This is a genomic window from Prochlorococcus sp. MIT 1307 (assembly GCF_034092395.1).
In the GTDB taxonomy this organism is placed as follows: Bacteria; Cyanobacteriota; Cyanobacteriia; order PCC-6307; family Cyanobiaceae; genus AG-363-K07.
This window is the reverse complement of the sequence record NZ_CP139301.1, coordinates 401,382-427,814: the sequence shown is the minus strand read 5'-3', so window position 1 is coordinate 427,814 and position 26,433 is coordinate 401,382. Positions and strand designations below refer to the sequence as shown.

The window sequence follows — 26,433 nt, the reverse complement described above, 5'->3', positions numbered from 1 at the left end:
GAGGATTCTCATGACAACAGTTACTGAGCTGCTGCAGCCGGTTGAGTTGGATCTTGAGAATTTAGTGGCTACTCTTCGTAGCCTTATTGGAGCAAAGCATCCAATACTTCAGGCTGCTGCAGAGCATTTATTTAGTGCAGGTGGAAAAAGACTTCGTCCAGGAATAGTACTTTTAATTTCTAAGGCCTTGACACCTAATGGTGAATTATCTCCTCGCCATCGCAGGCTGGCAGAAATCACTGAAATGATACATACCGCTTCACTTGTTCATGATGATGTTGTTGATGAAGCATCAACTCGAAGAGGTGTTGCTACTGTTCACAGCCGTTTTAATCATCGGGTAGCAGTTCTTGCTGGGGATTTCCTTTTTGCACAAGCTAGTTGGCATTTGGCAAATCTAGACAATCTTGACGTTGTTAAACTTTTAAGTCGCGTAATTATGGATCTTGCTGATGGGGAAGTCAAACAGGGATTATATAAATACGATTCTGGGCAAACTTTACAGACCTATTTGGAAAAAAGTTATTGCAAAACTGCTTCTTTAATTGCTAATAGTGCTCAGGCTGTAGGTGTTCTTAGCAATCAATCTGATGAACATCTCAAGTCCTTACATTTTTTTGGGAAACAATTAGGGCTTGCGTTCCAGGTTGTTGATGACATTCTTGATTTTACTGGTAGTGATCAACAATTAGGTAAACCAGCCAGCTCTGATCTTGCAAGTGGATATCTGACTGCACCAGCTTTATATGCTTTGGAAGAGAATCCTAAACTTGATACTTTAATTCAACGAGAGTTTTCGGAAGAAGGTGACATTGAAGAGGCTTTACAACTTGTTCGCAATTCAAATGCTATTCATCGCACAAGAAAGCTAGCTGAGAACTTTGCGAAGGAATCTAGAGAGGCTCTTACATGGTTGCCAGATTCACCTTCTCGTAATGCATTAGTTCAACTTCCAGACTTTGTTTTAAGTCGACTCTATTAATAATTTTCTTTTAATTTCTTCAATTTATCAAGTAGTTCGCTAAGACTTTTGATATGAGTTTGCTTATTAAGAAGCTCTCTATTTGAGTTTTTATTATAGATCTTCTTTTTATTTAAAATCCAGACTTTACAACCAGCTTCTAATGCAGATTGTGCACCTGAAAGTGAATCCTCTACAGCCCAACAATAACTCGGGTTTACATTTAATTTCTTTGCAGCAAGCAAATATGGATCTGGAGCTGGTTTTCCTTTTTTTAGAGAACTATCATCGCCATTAACTCTAATTTGAATTAGGTTAAGCCAGGTTTGAGAACTACTTTTTAAGTCTACTGAGCTTCTTGCACTACTTGTAACTAATGCCATTAATAATTTATTATTAAAGCACCATTTAACTAACTCTTCTGCACCAGATATTGCAGTTGTCTGACTCATTAGCTTTGTAGATATTGGCTTGTGGATATTCATAAAATCTTGCACAGTTACTGACTTTCCTATCCAGTTAACTATTTTTTCTGCGCACTCTAACCTTCGTCTTCCTTTTAAGAGCATTAATTGTTCTTCGCTGAGCTTAGTTCCGTAAATTGCAGCTGCTTTAGACCATGCCTCACTATGAAGCTCTTCGGTATCTAATAAAACTCCATCCAAATCCAATAAGCAGGCCTTAGGGAGATTCATAAAATGATGTTTCCAAATGGATTTTTTAATAAGAGAGTCAGGTCAGTATGAATAGGTCCCAATGCCAAAAAGAAAGGGCATTTTTTTTTCTATGTCTTCCGATCCTTCTGTGACCATCGAATCGGTTTTACAAGAACAGCGGGTTTTTCGGCCATCTAGAGAAGTGGCAGATAACTCCAGCATTAACAGCTTGGAGAGCTACCAAAATATGGTTGATTTGGCCAATTCTGACCCCGACAAATTCTGGGGTGAAGCTGCTCTTCAAGAACTGCATTGGTTTGAACCATTTCAAAAGGTTCTTGATTGGTCTAACCCACCTTTCGCCCGTTGGTTTGAGGGAGGTAAAACTAATCTTTCTTATAACTGTTTAGATCGCCACTTAGGAACTGATAAAGCTGATAAAGATGCTTTGATTTGGGAAGGAGAACCAGGAGATGTCAGGCGTTACTCCTATCGGCAACTTCATGCTGAAGTATGTAAAGCTGCTAATGGATTGAAATCAATCGGAATCGGGAAGGGAGATCTTGTAGCCCTTTATATGCCAATGGTCCCAGAGGCCGCTATCGCAATGCTGGCTTGTGCCCGTATTGGAGCACCTCATTCAGTTGTTTTTGGTGGCTTTTCAGCAGAAGCACTTCGTGATCGTTTGATTGATGGAGAGGCTAAAGCAGTAATTACAGCTGATGGGGGGTTTCGCAAAGGTAAAGCTATATCCCTTAAGCCTGCAGTCGATTCAGCATTGGAAGGAGGTTCTTGTCCTAGCGTTAAATCAGTAATTGTTGTTCAACGAACGAAAGCATCAGTTCCATTTAATCCGATCTGTGATCATTGGTGGCACGATCTTGTTTCAGCTCAACCAGAGGATTGTGAAGCTGAACCTATGGACAGCGAAGATCGTCTTTTTGTTCTTTATACCTCTGGATCTACTGGGAAACCCAAAGGTGTAGTACATACGACAGCCGGCTACAACCTTTGGGCTCATCTAACTTTTAAATGGATTTTTGATACCAAGGAGGATGATATTTATTGGTGCACAGCAGATGTTGGATGGATCACTGGCCATAGTTATATCGTTTATGGGCCATTATCTAATGGTGCGACGACAGTCATGTATGAAGGTGCTCCACGCCCTTCTAATCCAGGAGCATTTTGGGAACTTATTGAGAAGCATAAGATTACAATTTTCTATACCGCTCCTACAGCAATAAGAGCCTTTATGAAAAGTGGAAGAACTATCCCAGATCAATTTGATATGAGTAGTTTGAGATTGCTTGGTACTGTTGGTGAACCTATTAATCCTGAGGCTTGGATTTGGTATAGAGATGTTATAGGAGGAGGAAAATGCCCAATTGTTGATACTTGGTGGCAAACTGAGACAGGTGGAGTAATGATTAGTCCCCTTCCAGGTGCTACACCTACAAAGCCAGGGTCAGCAACACTTCCGTTGCCAGGAATACAAGCTGATGTTGTCAATTCAGAAGGAAAACCAGTTGAACCTGGAGAAGGAGGATACTTGGTGGTTAAACGTCCTTGGCCTGGGATGATGCGCACTGTTCACGGCAATCCTCAAAGATTTCGTGATAGTTATTGGGAGTATTTACGACCTGATGATGGTAGTCATATTTATTTTGCAGGTGATGGAGCTCGACGTGATTCAGATGGTTATTTTTGGGTTATGGGAAGAGTAGATGATGTTATTAATGTTTCTGGCCATCGCTTAGGAACGATGGAAATTGAATCGGCTTTAGTAAGTCATCCAGCAGTTTCAGAAGCTGCTGTGGTAGGGAGGCCAGATGAATTGAAAGGCGAAGCAATCGTAGCTTTTGTGACTTTGAAAAGTGGAAGTACTATTGATAGCGAACTTATTCAGAGCTTGAAATCACATGTAGGTCTTGAAATCGGACCAATTGCTAGACCAGATGAGATTAAGTGTAGTGATGCTTTACCTAAAACTAGAAGTGGGAAAATAATGAGACGTATTCTTAGAGCACTTGCTGCTGGAGAGGAAGTAAGCGGAGATACAAGTACCTTGGAAGATCGATCGGTCCTGGATAAATTAAGATCATAATTCTGATTATAGCCAGGCTGAAATTGTATTTATTAGGCTTTCTAAGTTCTTTGTCCTGTGTTTATTGATAGCTGATTCTCCCAGTAGCTTCTTACTAATACCAGTACTTGTTGGAGTTAAGTGATCACCTTTTAATAGCTTGATTTCTGAACTATCATTTACTCTGCTTTTTAAAACTTGTAACAAAAGAGAGCTTTGATCTAACTGATCATCAATGAAGCTAATTATGAGATTATTGGGTTGATAAAAATTTTCAGATATTATTCTAAGCGTTTGCTTAGGACTAGGACTAAACTCCTTATTGATATTAAATTTCGGTGCAAGCTCTTTTAAAATTGGTATGGATTTATAGGCATTATAGTTATTGAAACTCATTGAAATGAAGCCATTACTATTTCTACCTCCATCTGGAGCTAATAGATGTAATTTAGAGCCTAAACTATGACCCAGTCGGATAGTAATTGGTTTGGCAGATATTCTATGCTCAAGCTTCTTTCTACAATACCGGAAATCCCTCCAAGCATTATTAGCAATACACTGATGGTCGAATCCAGGAATATAACTCCAAGCATGGACTGCTATATTTTGAGATGCTAGTTTATTTAGGATTTTTCTATAACTAATATGGGGGCTTGCTCCTAGATAGCTTCCACCTATCATCTCAATAAGATGTGAAGGAAAGGTAGGCCAATTACACCATACATTTTTTATTAACCTCCAATTAGACATTGACTTTTAGCTTTTAATATTAAAATAAATATAGAATGACATTGATAAATTTTGTGATCCTTTTAGCGCCAGGCAATTTGTTGTTATAATAAAGTCAAAAAGAATTATGGATCATCGGGAAACTGAAAAAGTTAAAGCTCAAGAATGGATCGTCCAGTTCAATGGAAAGATTAAACGGACGGAAAAAGTACTTTATCTGGATTCAAGTAATAACATCGTTAAAAATAAATCTTAGACTATCCTTACACTAAATCAGATATCAGAGAAACAACTAACTATTTATTCTTCATCGTTAAGATAGCTTTGTTCATAATCGTTATCTATTAACCTTGAACTTTCATCTTCATTAATTTCTACTGTACTTTCTATTGATTTGATCTCTTTATCTATAGATGCATCTTTAGATATTTTGCGTTCTTCTAATATAGAGGAATCCAATAGTCGTTTAGGAATAGATATCCCATCTTGGCAATATCTACATGTTGAACTATTAAGACGATATAAGTTTAAACTCATTAAGTTTTGGCACTCTTCACACCTTCTTTTTTCTGGTAGAGGAACTTTCATAACAGGAATTAATGTTTTGGGCGTTTGTGTTTTGTTCGTTGATTTAATCTATTAAGATTATTTATTTTAACTAAATACCACCTTATATACTCTTATGCCAAATTTGGATGGGAATTCACTGATTGCCCTTCACTGTAATAAAATGATATCGCAGAAAATTAAAGCTTGCTGTAAGGAAAATTCCATCAGGCTTTATGATGTTGGTTTTAAACTTAGGTTTAATTTATGAATTTGAAACTCATTAATTAAAATTTTCTCCATTTCTTGTAAAATTACTAGCTACTGATATGAAATCAAAAATATTAGATTTCAAGAGAAAATCAGATTATAACCTGGATACTATTTCCTGTTCTTTAATAGGAAAAGATTTAGATCTTAATTTTATTCTAATAATAGTAATTGTTTCTTTAGTCTGTTTTTGGGGATATTGGGATGATTCCACCCAAAACCTAACTGCTCACGATGAAGGTTTGTATGTTGGACGAGCCAAATTGATGTTACAACAAAGAGATCTATTTACACCATTTACTGATGCTCATCATAAAACAGTTGGTAGCTATTGGTTGATAGCACTAAGTATCAAGCTTTTTGGATTTTCGGAATTAAGTTCAAGACTTCCAAGTGGAATTAGCTCAATATTATGCTCTATAACTTTATATACAATAGCAAAAGATTTCCTTTCTAGGCATGCATCTCTTATCACATCATTAACATTAACTTCTATGCCACTTTGGTTGCAATATAGTCGCTATGCAAGCCCAGATATTCCATATGTTTTACTTTTACTATTGATCTTGCTATGCCTAATTAGAATCGATAGAAGAGAAACTCTTTCTATTAGATCCTACAAATTTTATTCATTTAGTATTGGCCTTTTATTATCTTTATCCATTTTCATAAGGAGCCTTATGGTTCTTTTGCCTTTAATGGGAATAATTCCTTATTATGTTTTAAATTTACGGCATAGGAATTTATTGAGGAAAAGATATCTATTAAACGGAATATTAATAGGCGGAATTCCTATAATTATTGCAATATCATTAGCATATCATTCATATGGTCCTGATTCAATATACAGCCTCTATGGTTTTTTCCAGAATAAGGCTGTAGGAGGCAGTATATATAAGAGCATTATATTTTATCCATTTAATATTCTTCTTTTATCTTTTCCTATAGGACTTCTTAGTATTTTTGGCATTAGATTCTTATTCAGAAAAAGAGACGGCTCCTTATTTCAAATATTTGTAATCTGCCCGACAATTATATATATAATCTTGTCATTTATGTCCACTAGATTTTCACATTATACTCTTATATTGTACCCATTTATAGCTATATTATTTGGTTTTTTTATAGATGAGATAATCTATAATAAAAGTAGTAAACTAACTGGCTTAAAGACTTTGATCGGTTATTTATTTATTGCTTTAGGATCTCTATTAGGAATATTTATAATTTTATTATTTACCGGTAAGGCTGACTTTATCCCAAATGAAAACATCCTATTGGCTTATTACTTGATTCCATCATCATTATCTTATTTTGTTGTAGGTTTGTTTTTGGTTTATAGAAGTTATACCCATTCTTTGTTGATAAATTCTATTTTGACTATTACACTTATACAAACAGTTACTTTTACTGGTTTATATAGTTCTGGCTTCATGGGTAATCCTAACCCAGATATAAAATTATTTATAAATAATCCCAAAATATCTAATATTATTAATAAAGAACTCATTTACTTAGTGAATATTGATGGCAAAGCTAAAACTCTTTTTCAATGTTATTTACCAAATTTTACACATTATTTAAATTCAATAGATGACTTATCTCGGCCAAGTTACATTATAATTGATAATACAAGGTTAAGCACCTACAAAAGTAAATTCGACTTTAATTTAATCAACATTGGCTCATACAAAAAATGGGACCTTGTTAAGATAACTCCATTGTAACTTCTAATTTATTTTTTATTTATCCTTTTTTAGAATCAGTTTGCTTCAAGAAGAAACTATAGTGCTATATATCCCCACCATTACAAAAACTTGTAGATAGCGCTTCTAATTGTTTCATGTTTAGCTTAGTATCTTTATCTAGAGAATTTTTTACAAAAACAATAGCTGAATCTACACAATTATTATGAAGACTAGCTTGTTTTACAATTGGATAAAAATATATCAAACTGATAGATGTCATTAATGCATATATTATTGGCTTCTTCTGTTTGTGGATAAAATATTTTCCTTTTCGTTTAGATTTAAGAAATGTCCTCAGCCATGAATCTGGCAATCCAATTTGTACAAAAAGAAGTTCTACCCACCATGGCAATTTTTTATTACTTTTGGAGTTTTTCATAGAATTTTTTGGTTATGCCAATTTGATATAAGAATGTCTACAGAAACAGACAGAAAGCATCATCCATTTGTTTTATGCTGATTTATCATGAGTATTTTAAAACCCAAGAGATCTGATGGAAGTCAATTAAGAAAAATTCACTTTCTTTGATTTTACTTCATAGTTACTAGGTAAAAACCTCTTTTATGTTGGTTTATGTTCGATTTTCTTATCATCTTATTTTATTATTATTAGTACTTAGCATTTCTATATTATAAACAAAATCATCTAGCTGTTTATCACTGTAATTCTTGATCTTGGTCAAAATTCCATACGATAAAAAAGTAGCTATAGGTTATTTATATGATGCATATTCCCATTTATCAATTTCTTAGGCTATATTATACTAAGGATTTTTAGCTCTATGGCCAGAAAAAGGAGGAAATTAAACAAGGAAATGGAATTAGATATTTCACTGGCTACAAAAAAGGTAGAGCTCATCACTGCTCAAATAAATGACATACAAGAAGAGGAGACACTTTCTGAATACAGCCTCGCCTTTGACCCTATCAAAAATACCTTCTTATTATTGGTTGGCCTATATGACACAGAAGGTTTTACAGATAAAACAAAAGAACTTTTGAATCAATACAAGAAACTATTAGTATCATTTGAAGAGGAATATGAAATCTAGAAATCAATTATTAATAATAAAATTTCATATTTATTAAATTAATAGAATGAATCTATTTATTCTTATTATGAAATTCACATATATAATTATAACAATATCTTTATTTACACCAATAGAAGCTAATGCTCATAACATTAATCAAATACATAATCTTTGTATAAAAGCAACCGATTACAAAGGTTGTATAGATTTTAATTCTGACGGCATTAAGGCTGAATCATCAAAAATCAATTCAACAGCACCATGGTTAAGATATGGTGATCTTAAGATTAATTGGTCAAAGTGGCGTTCCAAAGGAAGTAATCATATAGCTCCAGCATTAAATCGTGATAATAAGCCTTTTTATATCGCTCTAAACTGTTCAACAAATAATATAAATACTACAGGGGAGAATAATTTGTGGAAGGGGTGGATGCCACCACAAGAAAAGTTTGAACTTAAATTGATTCAAGATTTTTGCTATAATAATAACAAGTATTAAATTCAAAATATTTATAAAAAGGATAATTTATCTATATGCTATTTGTTATTTTATTATATTTTACTCGCTATAAGGGATAATTTTTATAGGAATAGGACTGGCCTTTGGCAAATATGGTAGAACATTTAATTTTGGGATCCCCTCATAGTCTTTTACGCAAGAGATTACATCCTCTTTGTTTCTGCAAAACTCATTGATTTCTTTTTCTTGACTTGCCTTAGCTAACCCTGAAGCCAGAAAAAGTATAAATAATAGGAAAGTGCTTCTTAACATTTCAAACTTTTAATTTTAAATTACTCTAATTTTTCTTTGCACATTATTAAGTAATTCTAAATATTTTATTTCGTCCGTTTAAGCGTTGGCTTAACTTCAAAATAAAATATTAATATATCTGAGATTATATTTAATTTTATGCCTGTATACGATTCTGTGATATTAGAGGAGGCTATGAATGCAATTAAAGAAGAAATGTTTGATGATTTGTCTGAGTCCTTATTGAGGGACCAGCAGATATCCGATTACCCAATTGAATCTGTGAAAAAAATCTATGTTTAGAGTCTAGATTTTATAATTGACTTAAGAATTATTTCCAAAATATCCTTATCTAGTTCTGTAACTACAAAAATTTCTTGGACACTTTTCCCTTTTCTGGCAATTAGTTTATAGCCACCCCTAATACTAGTTGAGAGTTTTAAGTTAAGAATTCCTCCCTGCCCCTTTGTTCTATTTATTTCTCCTGGAGTTACTGTCTTAATACCTGAGTATTTAGCTAACAATTTTAGCTTTGGTATTAAACCCTTAATATATGTACTGTGGGTAAGAACAACACGCCCCATTCTTTTTTATTACTTTTCCGATAAAAATTTGAGCTGTATAAGAATTCTGACCTATTAATTGACTCAGGAGAAACTCATATTGGTGTGGAGGAAATAAAAATATACGTTATTAAGTTCATGGATTTCTATTTCGTTGCAGATTTCCTGAAGTTAACATCTCTCTAGAGGAGCCATTGTCAGTCCTTCACCAGATAGCTGTTGATGGTACAACTCAGCTTGTTCCAGGGGCCCGCTCCAAACCACAGCCGACCCATCTTTATCGATTTGTTGAGTTAGGTGCCATGCCTTTTCTTCTGTCATTCCAGGAATAATTTTCTTAAGGCAGTTAACTACGTGTTCAAACGTGTTAACACTGTCATCAAGAACTATTACACGTGCTTCTGGATACTTAACCGTCTCCTTGGCCCTCTCTAGTACTGTCCCTGTGCTTGGCGAAGCATATGTCATAACCCAGAGAAATATAAAGACGTGTATTCTTGTATTAGCCTACTAGGTACAACCTTCAATCGATATTATGTTATTCACATTCGCATGGGCAGCGTTGGCTGCTGTCTTTACACTCTCAATAGCTATGGTCGTTTGGGGGCGAAACGGAGATGGGTCTATTGATTTCTAAAAAACCATTGTGCAGATCAATTCACTTTCTACCAATTCCATCTTGAGCATATCTGCTCTTATATTATTGTTGTTTGTAACCATATCTATAATATATCTTTCCTTCATAGAATTCAAAGATCGTCGTAGACGAAATAAGTAAATTATTCATCTCAACTCTAATATCAATAAATTCATGCCAATTGATGGGAGTTAGATATTAACCCTCTTCAGGAATATTGTCTTACTTTGTTTCCTTTTTTTTCTTCTCATAGGCAATTGTTTCTTTTAATAATTCAAGGGCTTGAGAAATCTTTTCAAGATTTGCAGAGTACTGTGTGAGATCTCTTTCAACTCTATTAACTGAATATCCAAACTTCTCGGTGATAATTTTAATTTCTTTGCTGATTGACTCCTTTTTGTTTTCTTCGCTTGTTATTCCTTGATCTAATAATGTAAAAAGACCTATCACTGTTAGACGTGAATAGTGATTTCTACCCTGTGAAAGTTCTTTTATGTCATTAGCTAGAACTTCTGGGGCTCCATTACCTTGTTGTTTTAACCAGTTTTTTATGTCATTAAGTGAATTGCCCTTACTGGCCTCAAGAGTCTCTTGTGATTTGTCATAAAGGGTTGTTGGGTTAAAACCATTACTTCTACAAATAGCTTCAAAAAGAGGCGATAAATGCTCTTGGGGGCGGTATCCTTTAGTAAAAGCTTCATATACTTTCCTTAGGCCTAGTGCAAATATTGGACCAGGTTGAAAGTCCCTTGCATGGCTAAGCAGATTGAGCTCTACTAATAATTCGTCGGTTACTCGCCTGTAAATAGGAGGTATGACATACGGGAAAGCATTGTGGAAGGCTTTCTTGCTGTCAGCAATAGTCTTTCTCTCATTCAATTGCGCTTTTTAAGACCTAATTCTTCAATGACCATAGCTCCAGGCTTGCCACCGTTAAGATCGTGTAAACCGATTAGAGACAAAATGATCCCAATAGTCATCGAGGAGTCAGGTCGAGGTGAAAGGGCTTTTGATATTTATTCTCGACTATTACGGGAAAGAATAATTTTCTTAGGAGAGCCTGTGACAAATGATTCTGCAAATCGTATAGTTGCTCAACTGTTATTTTTAGAAGCAGAAGATCCTGATAAAGATATTTACTTATATATAAATTCCCCAGGAGGCTCTGTTTATGATGGCCTTGGCATCTTCGATACGATGCAACATGTTAAGCCTGATGTTCATACTGTTTGCGTTGGTCTTGCTGCAAGTATGGGTGCTTTTCTTCTTTGTGCAGGCACAAAAGGGAAGAGAAGTAGCCTCTTACATTCTCGAATAATGATCCATCAACCTTTAGGAGGTGCTAGAGGACAAGCTAGTGATATTAGAATTCAGGCTGATGAAATTCTTTTTCTAAAAGAACGCTTGAATAAAGAGTTAGCAATTAGAACTGGACAAAATATAGAAAGAATTGAGGCAGATACTGATAGAGATTTCTTTATGTCGCCAGCAGAAGCCCTATCGTACGGAATAATAGATAGTGTCCTAAACAAAAGACCGGTTAACCCAGTTTAGTAATAATTAGAAATCATATTATTGCTCATAATGTGATTAATAAGAACTATTTATTTTGGTTAGTATTTTCTATACCTGGTATTATTTGATTGAGGTTTAAACTTAATTGATCAAAGTATGAATTGTTCTTTCCTTTTTGGGGATTGAGGTGAAGTCAGATAATATTTCTGAGAACTCTTCCCCATCAATAGTTTCCTTCTCTATAAGAATTTCAACCAGCTTGTCCATGGCCGGCCTATTTTTTTGGACTATAGATACAGTTTCTGTATAGCAATGTTTGACCATCTCCCTTACTTTCTCATCTATTTGACGCGAAATCGCATCTGAAATATCTGTCCTTGTCATGAGGTCTCTTCCTAGGAATACTTCTTGACTATCCCCTTCTAATGCGACTGGCCCAAGATCACTCATTCCAAACTTTGTTACCATTTGTCTCGCCATTGATGCAACTTGTTGAATATCTCCACCGGCTCCTGTTGTGACTTCTTCTCTACCAAATACAACATCCTCTGCTGCCCTTCCGCCTAATGCTCCCATAATACGAGCTTTTAATTGTGCTCTACTCACTAACATTTGATCATCATCAGGTGAGAACCATGTCAAACCTTTTGCTTGTCCTCTAGGGATAACAGTAACTTTTTGAACAGGGTCATGATCTTTTATAAGTGTTCCTATTAATGCATGTCCAACTTCGTGATAGGCAATTAATCTTTTGCTTTTTCCATCGGTTAGTGGTTGCCCTTCCATGCCCGCAATGATTCTGTCTACTGCGTCATCAATTTCAGTCAAAGTTATTGATTCCTTTCTTCTTCTTGCAGTTAGTATTGCTGCTTCATTTAAAAGGTTTGCTAAATCAGCACCGGTAAAACCAGGTGTTCTCCTTGCAATATTTTCTAGTGAAAGATTTTCTGATAACTTCTTGTTTCTTGAGTGAACTTTTAAAATAGATAGCCTACCTTTAATGTCTGGTGCATCTACCATTACTTGCCTGTCAAAACGACCTGGTCTCATAAGAGCTGAATCAAGTACATCCGGTCGATTAGTTGCTGCAATTATTATAATTCCACTATTTCCTTCGAACCCATCCATTTCAGTCAGGAGTTGATTAAGTGTTTGTTCTCGCTCATCATTTCCTCCACCAATTCCCGCACCTCTTTGTCGACCAACTGCATCAATTTCATCAATAAATATTAGACAGGGACTATTTTCTTTTGCTCTTTTGAACAAGTCTCTTACACGACTAGCTCCTACTCCTACAAACATTTCAACAAATTCAGAGCCAGATAGTGAAAAGAAAGGTACTCCGGCTTCACCTGAAATTGCTTTAGCCAGTAACGTTTTTCCCGTGCCTGGAGGACCTACAAGTAAAACTCCTTTAGGGATTTGTGCACCTACAGAGGTAAACCTTTCTGGTTGTTTGAGAAAAGTGACCACCTCTTCTAAATCTTGTTTTGCTTCTGTAACTCCAGCCACGTCGTCAAATTTGACACCAGTATCAGCTTCCATTGCAAACCTTGCTTTTGTTTTGCCAAATTGCATTGCTTGGCCTGGACCACCAGGCATTGAATTGGATCTTCTGGCAAGCAGGATTAGTCCCCCAATTAGAATTAAAGGTAATAAGAGGTTCCCAAGTATTCCTAATCCAGGTGGAGCAGTTCTAGCAGGATGCATATCAAAGCTAATCCCTTCTTCCTTTAGCTTGTTTATTAACTCTGGTGTTAGGCCAGGAAGGTCAACTCGTATTTTTTGGACGCGGTTATCTAAATCCGGATCAATTGCTTCAACAACAGCATTCCTGCCCCCTTCATAAATATCTACTGAAGTAACTCTTCCTGCTTCTACATAATCAAGGAAACGACCATAACTCATCCTAGAAACAGCTGTATTTCTTGGAGCACTTGTGGATGTATTTGACTTGGGACCTTGGTTAACTTGTGAACCTCCAAAGATTTGCCAAGAAAGGAGCAAAACCATACCTATAGGCAGTAACCATAGAGCTATTTGACGCCACCGCTGATTCATGTGAACTTCGAAAGTCTTTTGATTGTAAAGGGATTTACTTCTAACTGCTTGATTTTCAGAAAAAAAAAGTTCAGTATAGTAATTTCCAGAGATTTCTATTCTTAAATATCCTAGGATCTTTTGCTGATTATTATAATTTCTTAATTCTTCTATACTATGAATATGCCAATTAAATTTAATAGCATTTAGATAGCTTAATTCTTCTCACTTTTTCAATATCAATTATAAACTTCTTAAGGCTACGATTGGATCCAATTTTGCAGCTCTACGCGCAGGAAGTACGCCAAATATTAATCCTATTGAACCAGATAATGTAACTGTTGTGATAATAGTTCCCATCCCTATGCTCGCAGGAAGTGGTGTCAAGATTGAAACAGCGGCAACGGTTCCTAGTCCTACTGATGTTCCAATAACACCACCAAGGCTAGCAAGGATTAGTGACTCTACAAGGAATTGCTTGAGCACATCAGAAGATTGGGCGCCAAGTGCTTTTCTTAATCCAATCTCTTCAGTTCGTTCACTTACTGAAACTAACATAATGTTCATTATTCCTATTCCACCTACTAAAAGCGAAACGCCCCCAATTGCCGCCAACATTAGAGTTAAACCACCAGTGATTGTGCTAACTATTTGTAGTGCATCTTTTTGAGAACGAACTGCAAAGTCATCATCTCTATTGATTTTGTGTCTTTGTCTGAGTAAATTTGTTATTTGAAACTTAGCGGCTCTAGTGCTTTTTTCATTTTTAGCTTCAACACTTATAAAACTAAGACTTATGCCATATGTCGGGTCTCTTCCTGTTAATCTACTAACCATAGTTGAAATAGGAATATAGGCATTTTCATCTTGGTTGTTCCCAAAAACAGCACCTTTAGGTGACATAATACCAATAACTTGAAAAGACTGATCTTTTACTCTTATGTTTTTACCAATACCCTGGCTATAGGGAAATAGTTTTTTCTTTAGATCTGGACCAATTACAATTACATTTCGTGCAGACTTAATATCCTGCTCATTAACAAATCTTCCATTCGAAATATCAAAACTTCTAACAGGTAAGAAGTTTGGTGTAATTCCTGAAATTGAACTAGTTGAACTCCTTGATCCAAATTGAACTACTTCATTAGATGTTATTTGGGGAGCGACTCTTTTAACTGTTGGTACTTGTTCTGCAATGGCATAGGCATCTTCTAAGACGAGGTTTTTTGGGAATGCTACCCCTCTTCTACGCGTATCGTTGTTTCCAGGAACTACAAATAAGACATTTGCACCTAAATTACTTAATTGGTTTTTTGCAAGGTTCTGTGCACCCCTACCTACTCCTACTAGTGTTATAACTGAGGCATTACCTATTACTATTCCTAACATAGTTAATAGACTTCGTAACCTATTTGACTTAAGAGTTGTGAACGCCATTGACACCGTTTCGGTGATGGCTAGTTTTCTAGACATATCCTACTTTGATTAAATCAGTTGAACCACTAACACCAGTTAAGGTGCCTGCAGTTTCTACAACAAGATCACCTTCTTTGAGTATTTTCATGTTTTGTGCTGCTTCTGTAGCTAGGTTAAAGGTTTTAGTGGTGCTCTCTTGATTATCAATTAATAATGGTGTAACACCCCATACTAATTGGAGTCTTCTTGCTACTGAGATTTCATTTGTAATAGCTAATATAGGTGTCGCAGGACGAAATTTGCTTACATTGTTAGCAGTAGCACCACTTTTTGTTAATGGAAGTATGGCTGCTGCATTTAATTGCCTGGCAATGCTACTAACTGCGGCACTAATAGCATTCGGAATTGTACTTGGCAGATTACTTTCTATTGATCGTTGTGGATAATCACGCTCTATTCGCCTTGCGATAGTTGCCATTGTAGTTACTGCTTCTACTGGGTAATCGCCTACAGCGGTTTCATTGGAAAGCATTACTGCGTCTGTACCATCTAGTATTGCATTAGCAACATCACTGACTTCTGCTCTTGTAGGCCTAGGACTAGAGGCCATCGAGTCAAGCATTTGGGTTGCTGTAATTATTGGAATGCCAAGACTATTTGCTTTTTTAATTAAGTCTTTTTGTAAAAGTGGTACTTCTTCAGCTGGCATTTCTACTCCTAAATCACCCCTAGCGACCATTACCCCATCACATAGAGGCAGAATGGAATCTATTTGATCAATAGCTTCAAATTTTTCGATTTTTGCTACCACAGGTGTATTGCTTCCATATGCCTTTATTAAATCTTTTATTTCTTTCATATCAGCTGGATTTCTTACAAAGCTTAGTGCTATCCAGTCGACATCCCTTTGGAGGCCAAATATTAAATCCCTTCTATCTTTTTCAGTTAATGCTTTTACAGAGAGTTGAACGTCAGGGAAATTTACTCCTTTATTATTAGAAAGAACCCCTCCTACTGTGACAAGGCAATTAAGTGTTTGTTCAGGTATATTTACATTTTCAACCTTCATCTCAACACGACCATCATCCAATAAAATTCTACTTCCAGCAGTTACTTCATTTGCTAACTTTTTATATGTAACATTAGCAATATTTTGGCAACAATCTATTTCTTTTGATGTAAGTGAAAATTTGTCTCCTGTTAAAAGTGTTATTGGACCTTCTTTAAATTTACCTAAACGTATCTTTGGTCCTTGTAGATCCTGGAGAATCCCTATATGGACTCCAAGTTCCTTTGCTACCTGTCTAATAGTGTCTATGCGCTTTGAGTGTTCTTGATGATCGCCATGGGAAAAGTTCAGTCTAAAAGTGGTGGCACCAGCTTTTACAAGCTCCTTGATACGTTGAGGGCCTTCTGTCGCCGGTCCAATTGTGGCGACTATTTTAGTCCTTCTTGTTAGATCAATTTCAGGCATCAAATAGACCAGTGAACCTGCGAAAAATACCATCTTGCTGTCACAGTAATTGCCTCAAGCATTTGTTTCTTACCCATCATGAACCTAAACGAATACCAACTCAAATCTCGAGAAACTGCTTTATATCCTGATGTCGGAGAAAACTTTATATATCCAACTCTTGGCCTCGCTGGTGAGGCTGGAGAGGTAGCAGAGAAGGTCAAGAAGGTACTCCGTGATAGGAAGGGTATATTCGACCAGGAGGCTAGTGAAGCCATTTTGTTGGAGTTGGGAGATGTGCTTTGGTACCTTTCACAGTTGAGCAGTGAGCTTGGTTTTGAATTAGAGCATGTTGCGAAAGCAAATTTGGAAAAACTTTCCAGTAGATCTTTAAGAGGGACAATTTCTGGTGAAGGTGATAAGCGTTAGGTACCTAATTTATTAAGTAATTAGAATATATTTAAAATTGCTTAATTGATAATATCAGGAGAGAGTAAATAATATACATCTATTGAAACCTGATTTCTTTATTTATTCTCCTATTTAAAAATTATCTAATAGCTAATGGCTGTACTAAACACTGAAAGTGCAGCACTACCAAGCAATTGCTGCATTAGATTTAATACAACGAATGCGAGAATAGGAGATAAATCTAAGCCTCCAATTGCTGGAATTATACCTCTAAATGCATTTAGATATGGATCAGTTATAGAGCTAATGCTGCTTAATACGGGGTTGCTCCAGTCAAGATTTGGGAACCAGCTGAGGAGTACTCTTAGGATTAAGATTAATGAGTAGATTTCTAGAGTCTGTGTAAGTACCTGCAGAAATGTGGCAATGATTTCCATGTTAGAGAGCAATTCGTTTTAGAACTCTATGCAGCCTTAGGGGTTTGCGCAGAACTTATATCAGGTAACACTGAAAATGTTCGGTGAAACTTGTCTGAAAGAGTTATCCAATATGAGCGGCCATCGCTTTGGCGCTTACGTTCAATGAAATTTTGCGAAACTAATTCTTTTATATGGTCATAAGCTCCTGATCCGCGTAGATCTACTAACTCAGATTGGAGAATTCTTTTTTTCAATGCAATAGTGGCAAGAGTTCTCAATGTTCCTAAGGACAAATCTACTGGCAATAGACTTTTTACAAGTTCTCCTAGCCCCTTGCGGAGTTGAAGGCTATATAGGCCATTGTGTTCTTGAATATCTAAAGCCGAATCACGTTGGGCATACCCAGCCATAAGAACAACTAAAGCTTCCTCAACAGAAGCTTTTGATTCTTGAACAAGTTCAGTCATCTCTTTCACTGACAAAGGTTTTCCCTTTAAATAGAGGATTGCCTCTAGCCTGGAGGGGAGAGAAATGTCTGTGGCTTTTTCTGGACTATTAATAGATGCATCTATGGCCATACGAGGCCTTGTGATTGGTTAAGTCAAAATACCGTGAGGATCAAGTCTGTGCACCTAAAAAAAGTTTGTATGCAGGATTTTCGCTTTCATTCCAGCTTTTGTAGCCAAGTTCTTCGAGAAATATCTCCCAATTTTCTATTTCCGAATCAGGAACTAATACTCCTACAACTATCCTTCCGATATCAGCACCATGATTTCTGTAGTGAAATATGCTGATACTCCATTCAGGTTTAAGAGTATTTACAAATCTCATTAATGCCCCAGGCTTCTCAGGAAATTCAAATCTGTACAAGAGTTCTTTCAGGGGTTTTTCAGAAACTATTTTTGAAGAAATAGGTAACCTTCCTCCTACCATGTGGCGAAGATGAACTTTGGATAGTTCATCATTACTAAGATCAAGACATTTCACTCCTGATTTTTTGAATTGTTCAATCAGTTCATAACGATCATTAGGCCCCTTCACCTCTACCCCCATAAAAATTTCGGCATTTGAATTTCCTGACATGCGATAACTAAATTCTGTGAGGCTTCTGTTCCCTAAAACTTCGCATAATTCCCTCAAGCTTCCTGCCTTTTCAGGTATCTCAACTGCAAGCATTAATTCTCTTTCTTCTCCAAGCTCCGCTCTCTCAGCAACAAATCTAAGTCTGTCGAAATTCATATTTGCTCCGCATGCAACTGCAATTAGATTGCGGTTGTGTAATCCTCGATTTGTAACATCAGCCTTAAGTCCTGCGATAGCAAGTGCACCAGCCGGCTCTAGAATTGATCGAGTGTCTTCAAAGACATCTTTTATCGCAGCACATATTTCATCAGTACTTACTGTCACCATGGAATCAACATATTGCTTTGCTAGAGCAAATGTGTGTTCTCCTACTTCTTTAACTGCAACTCCATCAGCAAACAAGCCTACGTTGTTTAGTTGAATTCTTTTTCCTGCCTTTAGTGAATCAGTCATAGCAGCGGCGTCTTTAGGTTCAACACCAATTACTTCAATTTGTGGCCATAGGCTTTTTACGTAGGCAGCAATACCAGCAATAAGGCCTCCACCACCAACAGCCACATAAATTGCATCGGGTAATTTTTCACTCTGCCTAAGAATTTCCAATCCAATTGTTCCTTGTCCAGCAATTACTTCTGGATCATCAAATGGATGAATGAAGGTAAGACCTTCTTTTTTACTGATGCGCAAGGCTTCTTTGTATGACTCGTCATAGGTATCGCCGTGAAGTATGACCTCTGCTTTAAGCCCATCAACAGCCTTGATCTTTGTGGCTGGAGTAGTAATTGGCATAACTATTACAGCTCTGCATTTCAAATATGAGGCACTTAGGGCAACTCCTTGAGCATGGTTCCCCGCACTGGAGGCAATAACCCCTCTTTTTAACTCAACTTCATTGAGTTGTGACATCCGGTTATACGCTCCCCTTAACTTGAATGAAAAAACGGGTTGTAAATCCTCTCGTTTTAGCCAGATTTGATTCTTAAAGCGATTGCTAAGATTTTTTGCGGTTTCTAGAGGCGTTTCGATTGCTACGTCATAAACGCGAGCCCTCAGGATTTTTTGTAAATAGTCTTTCATTTCAGGGTTTTTCCATCTTGTTCGGATTGTTGTTTTCTACATTGCATTAGTTATTAGGTAATAATGTCACCTAAGTGTGACCGATACCTCTTAGATTGATTGAGTTGGTTCAGGAAGGGAATGCGGCTAAGCGATTTAACCCATCCGAATCAGCTCCATGGCTTGACCACGGAGGAGCTAGAGGATGTTGCTTGTCAGATTAGAGAGCGTCATTTGCAAGTAGTTTCTACTAGTGGCGGTCATTTGGGTCCAGGTTTAGGAGTGGTTGAATTAACCATTGCCTTATACCAAACTCTTGATTTAGATGTAGATAGGGTTGCTTGGGATGTGGGCCACCAGGCCTATCCTCATAAGCTTTTAACTGGTCGTTATGAAAACTTTGATACTCTTCGTCAACAAAATGGTGTAGCTGGATACCTCAAACGTTCAGAAAGCACATTTGACCACTTTGGTGCTGGTCACGCTAGTACATCAATATCAGCTGCCCTTGGTATGGCAATTGCGCGAGAAAGACGTGGTGAAGATTTTAAATGCGTTGCTGTCATTGGTGACGGCGCTCTGACTGGAGGGATGGCATTAGAAGCAATAAATCATGCTGGTCATATGCCAAATACACCATTACTTGTAGTTCTTAATGACAACGATATGTCTATCTCTCCACCAGTTGGAGCGTTGTCAAGCTATTTAAATCGAATGAGGCTTAGCCCTCCAATGCAATTTATTTCTGACAGTGTTCAGGAGAGTGTTAAGAACCTGCCCTTTATGGGAGGAGAGCTGCCCCCAGAATTTAAGTCTTTAACAGGAAGCATGCGAAGACTTGCTGTTCCAAAAGTAGGTGCTGTTTTCGAAGAACTAGGCTTTACATATATGGGACCAATTGATGGTCATGACATTTCAGAAATGGTTCGTACATTTCAGTCGGCGCACAAGGTTGGAGGACCTGTTTTAGTGCATGTTGTTACTACCAAAGGTAAAGGATATCCATATGCTGAAGCAGATCAGGTTGGTTACCATGCTCAATCTGCTTTTGATCTCACTACAGGAAAGTCACTCCCCTCTAAAACTCCAAAACCACCAAGTTATAGCAAAGTTTTTGGCCAAACATTAGTGAAATTATGTGAGCAAGATAATAGGGTTGTTGGTATTACAGCAGCGATGGCAACAGGTACAGGTTTAGATCTACTCCAGAAAGCGGTTCCAGATCAATACATTGATGTGGGTATTGCTGAACAACATGCCGTCACTCTCGCAGCAGGAATGAGTTGCGAAGGTTTAAAACCAGTAGTTGCTATTTATAGTACTTTTCTTCAGAGGGCTTATGACCAACTTATTCATGATGTTGGTATTCAAAATTTGCCTGTAACTTTTGTTCTAGATAGAGCAGGAATTGTTGGTGCGGATGGCCCCACTCATCAAGGGCAATATGACATTAGTTATTTACGCTCTGTTCCTAACTTTACGGTAATGGCACCAAAAGATGAGGCCGAATTACAGCGCATGTTGGTTACATGCATGGAACATAATGGACCAATAGCATTACGTATTCCAAGGGGTTCAGGAGAAGGTGTCCCACTTATGGAGGAAGGCTGGGACCCATTGAAAATTGGCCGAGGGGAAATACTTTTACAAGGAGATGACCTACTAATAGTGGCATATGGCTCAATGGTTGCTCCTGCAATTAAAACATCGTCTCTTTTGAAGAAAATAGGTATTAATTCAACAGTTATAAATGCACGTTTTCTTAGGCCTCTTGACCAGGCTTTAATTCATCCTTTAGCGAGAAGAATAGGCAAATTAGTAACTATGGAAGAAGGAGCTTTGGCTGGTGGCTTTGGATCTGCGGTTATAGAATCCCTGTCCGATCAAGATTTATCAATACCAACTTTGAGAATAGGCATTCCAGACAAATTAGTTCATCACGCAAGTCCAAACCAAAGTAAGGAAGACTTAGGTCTTACCCCAGAACAAATGTCTCTTAATATTCAAAAGCGGTTTGGTTTTGTCAATAATGAATCACTAGTTAAAAGTAATACGGAAAACCAAACGATTCAAAGTTGATAACTCTTGTCAGTTTTGATCGCTGGTGCAGGTCCATCAGGATCACGGTTAGCAGAACTACTTGCTATTCAGGGAGTTAATGTTATTCTTGTTGACCGTCTTAAATCAGCAGAAGAAAACTGTTTTTCAAGTGCTGTTGTCCCAATAAATTCTATTGATGATAATTTAATCCCTTCTACTTCTGTTTCATCATATTGGAAAAGTTGGCAAATTTTTGATCCTAAAGGTAAGTCTCATCAATGGAACAGTGACAGCAATTTAGGAGCAGTTCTTGATTTTGCAAAATTAAGGAAACAACTTTGGAGAAAAGCTAAGGCAGTAGGTGTCGAGTTTTTATGCGGTTGGACTGTAAGGGGGGTTTCTTCCTCAAGGTATTTTGTAGATGTAGAACTTCAGGGGCCTAATTGTGAACTAACAAAAAGAAGAGTTCTGTATGTGATTGATGCTACGGGTCATAATCGTTTATTGATAGGACCTAAGCAAATTTCTTTTACTTCTGGACGAGATATTTTGTTAGAGGGGTCTGGTGTTGAGTGGATCCTTCAAGGAAACTCTCATACTTCTAATAAATGGAATGATCGTATTACTTTTTTCTTAGGTTCAAGTTGGATCAAACATGGTTATGGCTGGATATTTCCTATGTCGCAAGATCGCTTGAAAGTGGGTTTTTGTAGTCTTCCACCTTCTAGTCATAAAAATAGTTGGAAGATGTCAAATGGTATTGCTTTAAAGAATCTTCTAAAGAAATTTGACTTGAATGCTTTGCCAGTATTGGATAGACATGGTGGCATTATTAGAAGCACACTAAAAAGACAAGAAGCTCATATATCAGGAAGAATTATTGGAGTTGGTGATACTGTAAGTACAGCGAACTTGTTAGGGGGCGAAGGAATAAGGCACGCACTTTTAAGTGCCGAAGTACTGGCACCTTTATTGTTAGCAAAACTAAGGATTTCAGCATCTTCAAAGGTGCTTAGTGCTTCCAGTTCAAAGGAGTTGATTAATTATCAAAAACAGCTAAATGAAAGGCTTGGTTGGCGATGGTCAGTTTCTAATAGGCTTGGGAAAAAAACTTGGTGGGGCTTGACAGGGGAATTTGCTGACCAGAGGTTAATCAAATTAATAGATGCATTGACATTAAAAGCCAGCGCTGAGGAAATCAGCGCTTTGCTTTTTGATTATCGATTTGAGCGTTACGGCCTAAAACTTTTGCCCTACCTGTTTGGTTGGCGATGAATTTAAAGGACGTAAAGCAAGTTTCTTAGAGGACTCCTCTGGCTGCAAGTCCTAGGATTGATCCTATTCCTAAAACGTGGCCGAGAGCATTTGCGGCTACCACAGAAGCGTGGCTCATCCCTCCAAAGAACTTGGAGTTGGGCAGCTCGAATCCTTCATTGGGCCTTGCAATATTGGCTCTAGCAATTGCATATGCAAAAACATTGCAGGCAATCATTACAGCTGCACATTTGGGCGACCACTGGAAAGTTGCTGGGTCTGCAGCAGCTAGTAAGGTCGAGATCATCGGACACCGGAAGCAACATATCTATTTTCGGATATTAAGTGCCATTCAGCAAAAAGATGTATTGCCTCTTAAGAGTTTTTTATTTCTTGCTTTTGTGCAAGTCGTAAGAAACCTATTGCTACCAATGCATCGCTAAGGGTTAGGAAGGATTCTGCTGCACCATGGAGTGGGTCAATATCTGTTAGATCGCTGTCATAAAGTTGAAGAGCCAGTACAGCAAAAATTATTGTCATAAGTACGAAAAGCAATGTCAAACGAAATCCCCATAGAGAAATTTTTGGTATAGCTGGGGTTCTTTGAGCGAAATTAAGAAAAAATAGATAAGGGATAAGAGATAAAACAAAGAAAGGGCTTGGATCAATCTCTGCAAGGTATTGCAGCAGTGATTCTGGACTGATCATGTTGAAGACTCCTGGACCTTTGCACGTACAAGATTCCATGCGGCTAGAGCCAAGCAAATATTGCCGAATGTGGTTAAGGCTGCTTGTAGCACAACTAAACCTTTTAATAATTCACTATTGTCGAATATGTGCCAAGTTATGGCTGCCATAGCACTTGCAAGATTCGGCAACATTGCGATTGCAAGCCATATCAAGCCATAATTATTTGTAGAACGTCCCCAACGGGCGATAAAAATGATTGCCAATGTCCATTCACATAGTGTCGCGATGTGAATAAACCAGGTCCCTAGAGAAAGCGCATGCATTTTTTGTTGCTAGTTGGTAATATTCTATATAGCACTCTGCACTTAGAAAACTAAAAAGAATTTTTGCTTATTAGTTGGCTTTTTTTGATATATTTTTTTAATTGATTAATCGAATACCTGAACTTGCATCAAAATGGTGCTCGTCTTTCTGCTTCCAACCAACATGAACATTCTCATTGATTTCTATACTAGATTCACATGTCATTTTTAGTGAGCCTAACGAATTTTCTATGAATATTATTTGGTTGGTTCCAAACCACTCTCTATGGATAACTTTAGATGACAATCCGGATTCTGTGAAATAGATATCATCTGGTCTAATACCTCTAATTATTCCATGCTTTTCTGGCATGAGATTTATTTGAGGTCTCCCAATAAATGTTGCGACAAATAAGGAGTTTGGACGAATGTATAATTCCTGGGGTGTTCCAATTTGTTCTAGTTTTCCATTATTTAAAACAGCAATTCTGTCTGCGATGGCCATAGCTTCTTGTTGGTCATGCGTTACATATATAGTTGGTCTGGATCCATTAAGAACTAACCGACGTAATTCAGGTCTTAATTCTTCGCGTAATTGCGCATCTAGATTACTCATAGGTTCATCAAGTAAATAGACAACTGGATCTCTTAACAATGCTCTTGCTAAGGCAACTCTTTGTCTTTGCCCTCCTGAGAGCTCTGAAGGAAGTCTGCCAGATAATTCTTCTAATTGCATTATTGATAAAATAGAAGAAATTCTATTCTTTTGCTCTTTTATTGAAACACCCCTCACTTTTAGTCCTAATGACAAATTTGAATAAACTGATAAGTGTGGGAAAAGAGCATAACTCTGAAATACCATTCCAACACGACGTTTAACTGGCGATATATTCGTAACATCATTATTATCGATTAGTATCTTTCCTTCATTTGGTTTATCAAGGCCTGCAATTAAACGCAAGGTACTACTTTTTCCACAGCCACTAGGACCAAGAATAGCAAGACACTCTCCATTGTTTATGTCAAGATCTAAATGACGAATAATCCAGTTGTTCTTTATTCGCTTACCAATATTAATAAGTTTAAGAGTCATCCTTTTATAGCTCCTTGGGTAAGACCTGAAATAATTTGCCTTTGAAATAATAATACTATTAAAATTAATGGTAGTGCGCCTAATACAGTAGCTGCTGCATATGCACCGTAGGGGACTGAGTAAACTGATGAACCTGCAATCCTTGCAATTGCCACTGGGAGTGTAATTAATTCTGACTTGCTTATCCAAGTAAGTGCAATGGGATATTCATTCCAAGAAAATAAGAAAATTATGATCCCAGTACTTGCTAATGTTGGTGAGATTAGAGGTATTAAGATTAAACGAATTCTTTGCCATAAATCTAATCCTTCTATAATCGCTGCCTCTTCAAGGTTTAAGGGAAGATCTTGAAATGCAGAGGAGAGTAAAAGTATAGCAAGTGGCATAGATAATGCTGCATAAGGAATACTTAAAGCAACTAAATTGTTTCCTAAGTCTAGTTTTCTAGCTATCTCAAGTAGAGAAAGAAAGAGTAATACATAAGGAAAAAGTGATGCAGTAAGTAATAATATTTTTATTGTATTCTTTGAAAAACTTTTAAGCCTTGCTATGGCATATGAGGCTGGGATGGCAAGTAAGATTGTTAATACTGTTGACAATGTGCCAACAATTGTGCTATTTAGAAGATAACGCCAAAAAGGTGGATTTGCCGTTAATACTTGTATGTAATTATCTAATGTCCAGCGACTTTCTATTTGTGAAATTGGGTTTAGGATTGATTCAGAGACACTAAAGGATGTATATACCTGCCAGCAAAAAGGAAATAAGGACCAGGTTAATAATATCAGGATAAGGTATTTATTTCGCTTCATTATCTATCTGATGAGATTATATTTTTTGTTTGTCCTATAAATAACCAACTAAGTAAACAGAAAGATAGCAACAGAGTAAAAGTAAATATTATTATTGTTGCACTATATCCAAAATCTAGGAATCTCATTGCATTTATATAGGCATAAAGTCCAAGGCTCTCTGTACTACTTGCAGGGCCACCTCCTGTCATGACCTGAATGAGGTCAAATACACCAAATGCTTGAGCCATACGGAATAATATGCTAAGTACCAGATATGGTTTTAATAATGGAAGTGTGATTTTTATAAAAGCTTGAATTTTATTACCACCTTCTAATCTAAAGGCCTCATAGAGTTCATACGGGATTGATTGTAAGCCTGCTAATAATATTAATGCTATGAATGGAGTTGTTTTCCATACATCAGCTATAACAGTTGCTATCCAGGTAACTCCTGGATTTGATAATATGTTTAATGCTTCAAGATTGAATAAAGATATTATTTGTTCTATTGGCCCATAAGGAGTATTAAATATCCATCTCCAGCCTAGTGCCATAACAGTAGTGGGTAGTGCCCAAGGTAAAAGTGAAAGTGCTCTTACTATCCCTCTACCTTTAAATTTTTGATTTAATAATAGTGCTATTGCTATTGCTAATAGAATTTCAAATAGAACAGAGATGCTAGCAAACCTAAATGTTTGGAATGCATCTTGCCAGAATCTATCATCACTAATTATTCTGTTCCAGTTCCCCCCATTATTTGGTATTATCTTTAACCCTGTCATTACAGATGAAGCATGTAGGCTTAACCACGTATATCTAAATATTGGTATACAATATACGATTATTATTAGAATAGCTGCAGGAAGAAATAATAGTATATTCATAC

Annotated in this window: 28 protein-coding genes and 1 pseudogene; 10 read left to right on the top strand and 19 right to left on the bottom strand. The window is 36.8% G+C overall.

Going from position 1 to position 26,433, the window contains the following annotated elements:
• Nucleotides 1–10 precede the first annotated feature (10 nt).
• A complete protein-coding gene (sds, locus tag SOI82_RS02255; protein ID WP_320667765.1) occupies nucleotides 11–982 on the top strand; it encodes a solanesyl diphosphate synthase in 972 nt (323 codons plus the stop codon).
• Here sds and SOI82_RS02250 read toward each other — a convergent pair.
• Nucleotides 979–1,656 carry an HAD family phosphatase gene (locus SOI82_RS02250; RefSeq protein WP_320667764.1) on the bottom strand — a complete coding sequence of 226 codons (678 nt, stop codon included), beginning with the start codon at nucleotides 1,654–1,656 and terminating at the stop codon, nucleotides 979–981. The genes sds and SOI82_RS02250 overlap by 4 nt on opposite strands.
• Nucleotides 1,657–1,747: 91 nt before the next feature.
• Between SOI82_RS02250 and acs the strand changes: the two genes are divergently transcribed.
• Entirely contained in the window at nucleotides 1,748–3,724 is a 1,977-nt protein-coding gene (acs, locus tag SOI82_RS02245) for an acetate--CoA ligase (protein WP_320667763.1), read from the top strand.
• A gap of 6 nt (nucleotides 3,725–3,730) precedes the next feature.
• Here the strand turns inward: acs and SOI82_RS02240 are convergent, their stop codons facing one another.
• Both SOI82_RS02240 and SOI82_RS02235 read right to left on the bottom strand, forming a co-directional pair.
• A complete protein-coding gene (locus SOI82_RS02240) occupies nucleotides 3,731–4,453 on the bottom strand; it encodes a DUF1350 family protein (RefSeq protein WP_320667762.1) in 723 nt (240 codons plus the stop codon).
• 279 nt (nucleotides 4,454–4,732) lie between these two features.
• Nucleotides 4,733–5,020: a hypothetical protein gene (locus SOI82_RS02235; RefSeq protein WP_320667761.1), complete on the bottom strand. Its 288-nt coding sequence runs from the start codon at nucleotides 5,018–5,020 to the stop codon at nucleotides 4,733–4,735.
• Nucleotides 5,021–5,307: 287 nt separating this feature from the next.
• Between SOI82_RS02235 and SOI82_RS02230 the strand changes: the two genes are divergently transcribed.
• Entirely contained in the window at nucleotides 5,308–6,975 is a 1,668-nt protein-coding gene (locus SOI82_RS02230) for an ArnT family glycosyltransferase (RefSeq protein WP_320667760.1), read from the top strand.
• Between the two features lie 64 nt (nucleotides 6,976–7,039).
• Here the strand turns inward: SOI82_RS02230 and SOI82_RS02225 are convergent, their stop codons facing one another.
• A complete protein-coding gene (locus SOI82_RS02225; RefSeq protein ID WP_320667759.1) occupies nucleotides 7,040–7,375 on the bottom strand; it encodes a hypothetical protein in 336 nt (111 codons plus the stop codon).
• Nucleotides 7,376–7,778: 403 nt separating this feature from the next.
• On the opposite strand from SOI82_RS02225, the gene SOI82_RS02220 reads away from it, so the two are divergent.
• Together SOI82_RS02220 and SOI82_RS02215 are read left to right on the top strand one after the other, a co-directional pair.
• Nucleotides 7,779–8,048 carry a hypothetical protein gene (locus SOI82_RS02220; protein WP_320667758.1) on the top strand — a complete coding sequence of 90 codons (270 nt, stop codon included), beginning with the start codon at nucleotides 7,779–7,781 and terminating at the stop codon, nucleotides 8,046–8,048.
• A gap of 67 nt (nucleotides 8,049–8,115) precedes the next feature.
• The gene (locus SOI82_RS02215) at nucleotides 8,116–8,529 is read left to right on the top strand and encodes a hypothetical protein (RefSeq protein WP_320667757.1); all 414 of its coding nucleotides are present in this window, start codon (nucleotides 8,116–8,118) and stop codon (nucleotides 8,527–8,529) included.
• A gap of 551 nt (nucleotides 8,530–9,080) precedes the next feature.
• Here SOI82_RS02215 and SOI82_RS02210 read toward each other — a convergent pair.
• Nucleotides 9,081–9,365, bottom strand: coding sequence for a DUF2103 domain-containing protein (locus SOI82_RS02210; RefSeq protein WP_320667756.1), 285 nt, complete (start codon nucleotides 9,363–9,365; stop codon nucleotides 9,081–9,083).
• 150 nt (nucleotides 9,366–9,515) lie between these two features.
• Nucleotides 9,516–9,812, bottom strand: a complete 297-nt coding sequence (gene clpS / locus SOI82_RS02205) for an ATP-dependent Clp protease adapter ClpS (protein ID WP_320667755.1) — start codon at nucleotides 9,810–9,812, stop codon at nucleotides 9,516–9,518.
• 67 nt (nucleotides 9,813–9,879) lie between these two features.
• Between clpS and petN the strand changes: the two genes are divergently transcribed.
• A complete protein-coding gene (petN, locus tag SOI82_RS02200; protein ID WP_320667754.1) occupies nucleotides 9,880–9,981 on the top strand; it encodes a cytochrome b6-f complex subunit PetN in 102 nt (33 codons plus the stop codon).
• Nucleotides 9,982–10,203: 222 nt separating this feature from the next.
• On the opposite strand, the gene psb29 is transcribed toward petN, so the two are convergent.
• A complete protein-coding gene (gene psb29, locus SOI82_RS02195; RefSeq protein WP_320667753.1) occupies nucleotides 10,204–10,860 on the bottom strand; it encodes a photosystem II biogenesis protein Psp29 in 657 nt (218 codons plus the stop codon).
• Between the two features lie 84 nt (nucleotides 10,861–10,944).
• Here psb29 and clpP point away from each other — a divergent pair, with 84 nt between their 5' ends.
• Nucleotides 10,945–11,535, top strand: coding sequence for an ATP-dependent Clp endopeptidase proteolytic subunit ClpP (clpP, locus tag SOI82_RS02190; RefSeq protein ID WP_320668455.1), 591 nt, complete (start codon nucleotides 10,945–10,947; stop codon nucleotides 11,533–11,535).
• A gap of 102 nt (nucleotides 11,536–11,637) precedes the next feature.
• Here the strand turns inward: clpP and ftsH are convergent, their stop codons facing one another.
• From ftsH to pyk, 3 genes and pseudogenes are all read right to left on the bottom strand, one after another.
• The gene (gene ftsH / locus SOI82_RS02185; RefSeq protein ID WP_320667752.1) at nucleotides 11,638–13,557 is read right to left on the bottom strand and encodes an ATP-dependent zinc metalloprotease FtsH; all 1,920 of its coding nucleotides are present in this window, start codon (nucleotides 13,555–13,557) and stop codon (nucleotides 11,638–11,640) included.
• A 222-nt stretch (nucleotides 13,558–13,779) separates the two neighbouring features.
• The gene (locus tag SOI82_RS02180) at nucleotides 13,780–15,009 is read right to left on the bottom strand and encodes an ABC transporter permease (RefSeq protein ID WP_320667751.1); all 1,230 of its coding nucleotides are present in this window, start codon (nucleotides 15,007–15,009) and stop codon (nucleotides 13,780–13,782) included.
• A pseudogene (gene pyk / locus SOI82_RS02175) lies at nucleotides 15,005–16,426 on the bottom strand (pyruvate kinase); the annotation flags it as partial. The gene SOI82_RS02180 and the pseudogene pyk, both read right to left, overlap by 5 nt.
• A gap of 78 nt (nucleotides 16,427–16,504) precedes the next feature.
• On the opposite strand from pyk, the gene SOI82_RS02170 reads away from it, so the two are divergent.
• Nucleotides 16,505–16,834, top strand: coding sequence for a nucleoside triphosphate pyrophosphohydrolase family protein (locus tag SOI82_RS02170; RefSeq protein ID WP_320667750.1), 330 nt, complete (start codon nucleotides 16,505–16,507; stop codon nucleotides 16,832–16,834).
• Nucleotides 16,835–16,959: 125 nt separating this feature from the next.
• On the opposite strand, the gene SOI82_RS02165 is transcribed toward SOI82_RS02170, so the two are convergent.
• The 3 genes from SOI82_RS02165 to ilvA are packed head-to-tail and all read right to left on the bottom strand — an operon-like array spanning nucleotide 16,960 to nucleotide 19,395.
• Nucleotides 16,960–17,253 carry a YggT family protein gene (locus SOI82_RS02165; protein WP_320667749.1) on the bottom strand — a complete coding sequence of 98 codons (294 nt, stop codon included), beginning with the start codon at nucleotides 17,251–17,253 and terminating at the stop codon, nucleotides 16,960–16,962.
• A gap of 26 nt (nucleotides 17,254–17,279) precedes the next feature.
• A complete protein-coding gene (gene scpB, locus SOI82_RS02160; RefSeq protein WP_320667748.1) occupies nucleotides 17,280–17,813 on the bottom strand; it encodes an SMC-Scp complex subunit ScpB in 534 nt (177 codons plus the stop codon).
• 40 nt (nucleotides 17,814–17,853) lie between these two features.
• On the bottom strand, nucleotides 17,854–19,395 hold the full coding sequence (gene ilvA, locus SOI82_RS02155; protein WP_320667747.1) for a threonine ammonia-lyase, biosynthetic: 1,542 nt from the start codon (nucleotides 19,393–19,395) through the stop codon (nucleotides 17,854–17,856).
• Between the two features lie 120 nt (nucleotides 19,396–19,515).
• Between ilvA and dxs the strand changes: the two genes are divergently transcribed.
• Together dxs and SOI82_RS02145 are read left to right on the top strand one after the other, a co-directional pair.
• Nucleotides 19,516–21,453 carry a 1-deoxy-D-xylulose-5-phosphate synthase gene (dxs, locus tag SOI82_RS02150; RefSeq protein WP_320667746.1) on the top strand — a complete coding sequence of 646 codons (1,938 nt, stop codon included), beginning with the start codon at nucleotides 19,516–19,518 and terminating at the stop codon, nucleotides 21,451–21,453.
• Between the two features lie 6 nt (nucleotides 21,454–21,459).
• The gene (locus SOI82_RS02145) at nucleotides 21,460–22,689 is read left to right on the top strand and encodes an NAD(P)/FAD-dependent oxidoreductase (protein WP_320667745.1); all 1,230 of its coding nucleotides are present in this window, start codon (nucleotides 21,460–21,462) and stop codon (nucleotides 22,687–22,689) included.
• A gap of 25 nt (nucleotides 22,690–22,714) precedes the next feature.
• Here SOI82_RS02145 and psaK read toward each other — a convergent pair whose 3' ends face one another.
• The 6 genes from psaK to SOI82_RS02115 form a co-directional block, all read right to left on the bottom strand.
• Complete coding sequence (gene psaK, locus SOI82_RS02140; protein ID WP_320667744.1) at nucleotides 22,715–22,975, bottom strand: photosystem I reaction center subunit PsaK; 261 nt, start codon at nucleotides 22,973–22,975, stop codon at nucleotides 22,715–22,717.
• A 68-nt stretch (nucleotides 22,976–23,043) separates the two neighbouring features.
• Nucleotides 23,044–23,376 carry a DUF3593 domain-containing protein gene (locus SOI82_RS02135; protein ID WP_320667743.1) on the bottom strand — a complete coding sequence of 111 codons (333 nt, stop codon included), beginning with the start codon at nucleotides 23,374–23,376 and terminating at the stop codon, nucleotides 23,044–23,046.
• On the bottom strand, nucleotides 23,373–23,681 hold the full coding sequence (locus SOI82_RS02130) for a DUF2499 domain-containing protein (protein ID WP_320667742.1): 309 nt from the start codon (nucleotides 23,679–23,681) through the stop codon (nucleotides 23,373–23,375). The genes SOI82_RS02135 and SOI82_RS02130 overlap by 4 nt, the downstream gene beginning before the upstream one ends.
• A 97-nt stretch (nucleotides 23,682–23,778) precedes the next feature.
• Nucleotides 23,779–24,753 carry an ABC transporter ATP-binding protein gene (locus SOI82_RS02125; RefSeq protein WP_320667741.1) on the bottom strand — a complete coding sequence of 325 codons (975 nt, stop codon included), beginning with the start codon at nucleotides 24,751–24,753 and terminating at the stop codon, nucleotides 23,779–23,781.
• Entirely contained in the window at nucleotides 24,750–25,565 is an 816-nt protein-coding gene (locus tag SOI82_RS02120; protein ID WP_320667740.1) for a carbohydrate ABC transporter permease, read from the bottom strand. Before SOI82_RS02120 ends, SOI82_RS02125 begins: the two co-directional genes overlap by 4 nt.
• Nucleotides 25,565–26,431 (bottom strand): sugar ABC transporter permease, encoded by an 867-nt coding sequence (locus SOI82_RS02115; RefSeq protein ID WP_320667739.1) that lies wholly within the window; start codon nucleotides 26,429–26,431, stop codon nucleotides 25,565–25,567. Before SOI82_RS02115 ends, SOI82_RS02120 begins: the two co-directional genes overlap by 1 nt.
• Between the last annotated feature and the right edge of the window lie 2 nt (nucleotides 26,432–26,433).

Coding starts and splice junctions, on each gene's coding strand:
- psaK (WP_320667744.1), bottom strand. CDS start 22,975: ATGATCTCGACCTTACTAGCTGCTGCAGACCCAGCAACTTTCCAGTGG.
- SOI82_RS02125 (WP_320667741.1), bottom strand. CDS start 24,753: ATGACTCTTAAACTTATTAATATTGGTAAGCGAATAAAGAACAACTGG.
- SOI82_RS02120 (WP_320667740.1), bottom strand. CDS start 25,565: ATGAAGCGAAATAAATACCTTATCCTGATATTATTAACCTGGTCCTTA.
- petN (WP_320667754.1), top strand. CDS start 9,880: ATGTTATTCACATTCGCATGGGCAGCGTTGGCTGCTGTCTTTACACTC.
- SOI82_RS02240 (WP_320667762.1), bottom strand. CDS start 4,453: ATGTCTAATTGGAGGTTAATAAAAAATGTATGGTGTAATTGGCCTACC.
- SOI82_RS02135 (WP_320667743.1), bottom strand. CDS start 23,376: ATGATCAGTCCAGAATCACTGCTGCAATACCTTGCAGAGATTGATCCA.
- SOI82_RS02180 (WP_320667751.1), bottom strand. CDS start 15,009: ATGTCTAGAAAACTAGCCATCACCGAAACGGTGTCAATGGCGTTCACA.
- SOI82_RS02115 (WP_320667739.1), bottom strand. CDS start 26,431: ATGAATATACTATTATTTCTTCCTGCAGCTATTCTAATAATAATCGTA.
- acs (WP_320667763.1), top strand. CDS start 1,748: ATGTCTTCCGATCCTTCTGTGACCATCGAATCGGTTTTACAAGAACAG.
- scpB (WP_320667748.1), bottom strand. CDS start 17,813: ATGGCCATAGATGCATCTATTAATAGTCCAGAAAAAGCCACAGACATT.
- clpP (WP_320668455.1), top strand. CDS start 10,945: ATGATCCCAATAGTCATCGAGGAGTCAGGTCGAGGTGAAAGGGCTTTT.
- dxs (WP_320667746.1), top strand. CDS start 19,516: ATGCGGCTAAGCGATTTAACCCATCCGAATCAGCTCCATGGCTTGACC.
- SOI82_RS02225 (WP_320667759.1), bottom strand. CDS start 7,375: ATGAAAAACTCCAAAAGTAATAAAAAATTGCCATGGTGGGTAGAACTT.
- SOI82_RS02130 (WP_320667742.1), bottom strand. CDS start 23,681: ATGCATGCGCTTTCTCTAGGGACCTGGTTTATTCACATCGCGACACTA.
- sds (WP_320667765.1), top strand. CDS start 11: ATGACAACAGTTACTGAGCTGCTGCAGCCGGTTGAGTTGGATCTTGAG.
- SOI82_RS02170 (WP_320667750.1), top strand. CDS start 16,505: ATGAACCTAAACGAATACCAACTCAAATCTCGAGAAACTGCTTTATAT.
- SOI82_RS02250 (WP_320667764.1), bottom strand. CDS start 1,656: ATGAATCTCCCTAAGGCCTGCTTATTGGATTTGGATGGAGTTTTATTA.
- SOI82_RS02230 (WP_320667760.1), top strand. CDS start 5,308: ATGAAATCAAAAATATTAGATTTCAAGAGAAAATCAGATTATAACCTG.
- SOI82_RS02220 (WP_320667758.1), top strand. CDS start 7,779: ATGGCCAGAAAAAGGAGGAAATTAAACAAGGAAATGGAATTAGATATT.
- clpS (WP_320667755.1), bottom strand. CDS start 9,812: ATGACATATGCTTCGCCAAGCACAGGGACAGTACTAGAGAGGGCCAAG.
- SOI82_RS02210 (WP_320667756.1), bottom strand. CDS start 9,365: ATGGGGCGTGTTGTTCTTACCCACAGTACATATATTAAGGGTTTAATA.
- ilvA (WP_320667747.1), bottom strand. CDS start 19,395: ATGAAAGACTATTTACAAAAAATCCTGAGGGCTCGCGTTTATGACGTA.
- SOI82_RS02165 (WP_320667749.1), bottom strand. CDS start 17,253: ATGGAAATCATTGCCACATTTCTGCAGGTACTTACACAGACTCTAGAA.
- ftsH (WP_320667752.1), bottom strand. CDS start 13,557: ATGAATCAGCGGTGGCGTCAAATAGCTCTATGGTTACTGCCTATAGGT.
- SOI82_RS02235 (WP_320667761.1), bottom strand. CDS start 5,020: ATGAAAGTTCCTCTACCAGAAAAAAGAAGGTGTGAAGAGTGCCAAAAC.
- SOI82_RS02215 (WP_320667757.1), top strand. CDS start 8,116: ATGAAATTCACATATATAATTATAACAATATCTTTATTTACACCAATA.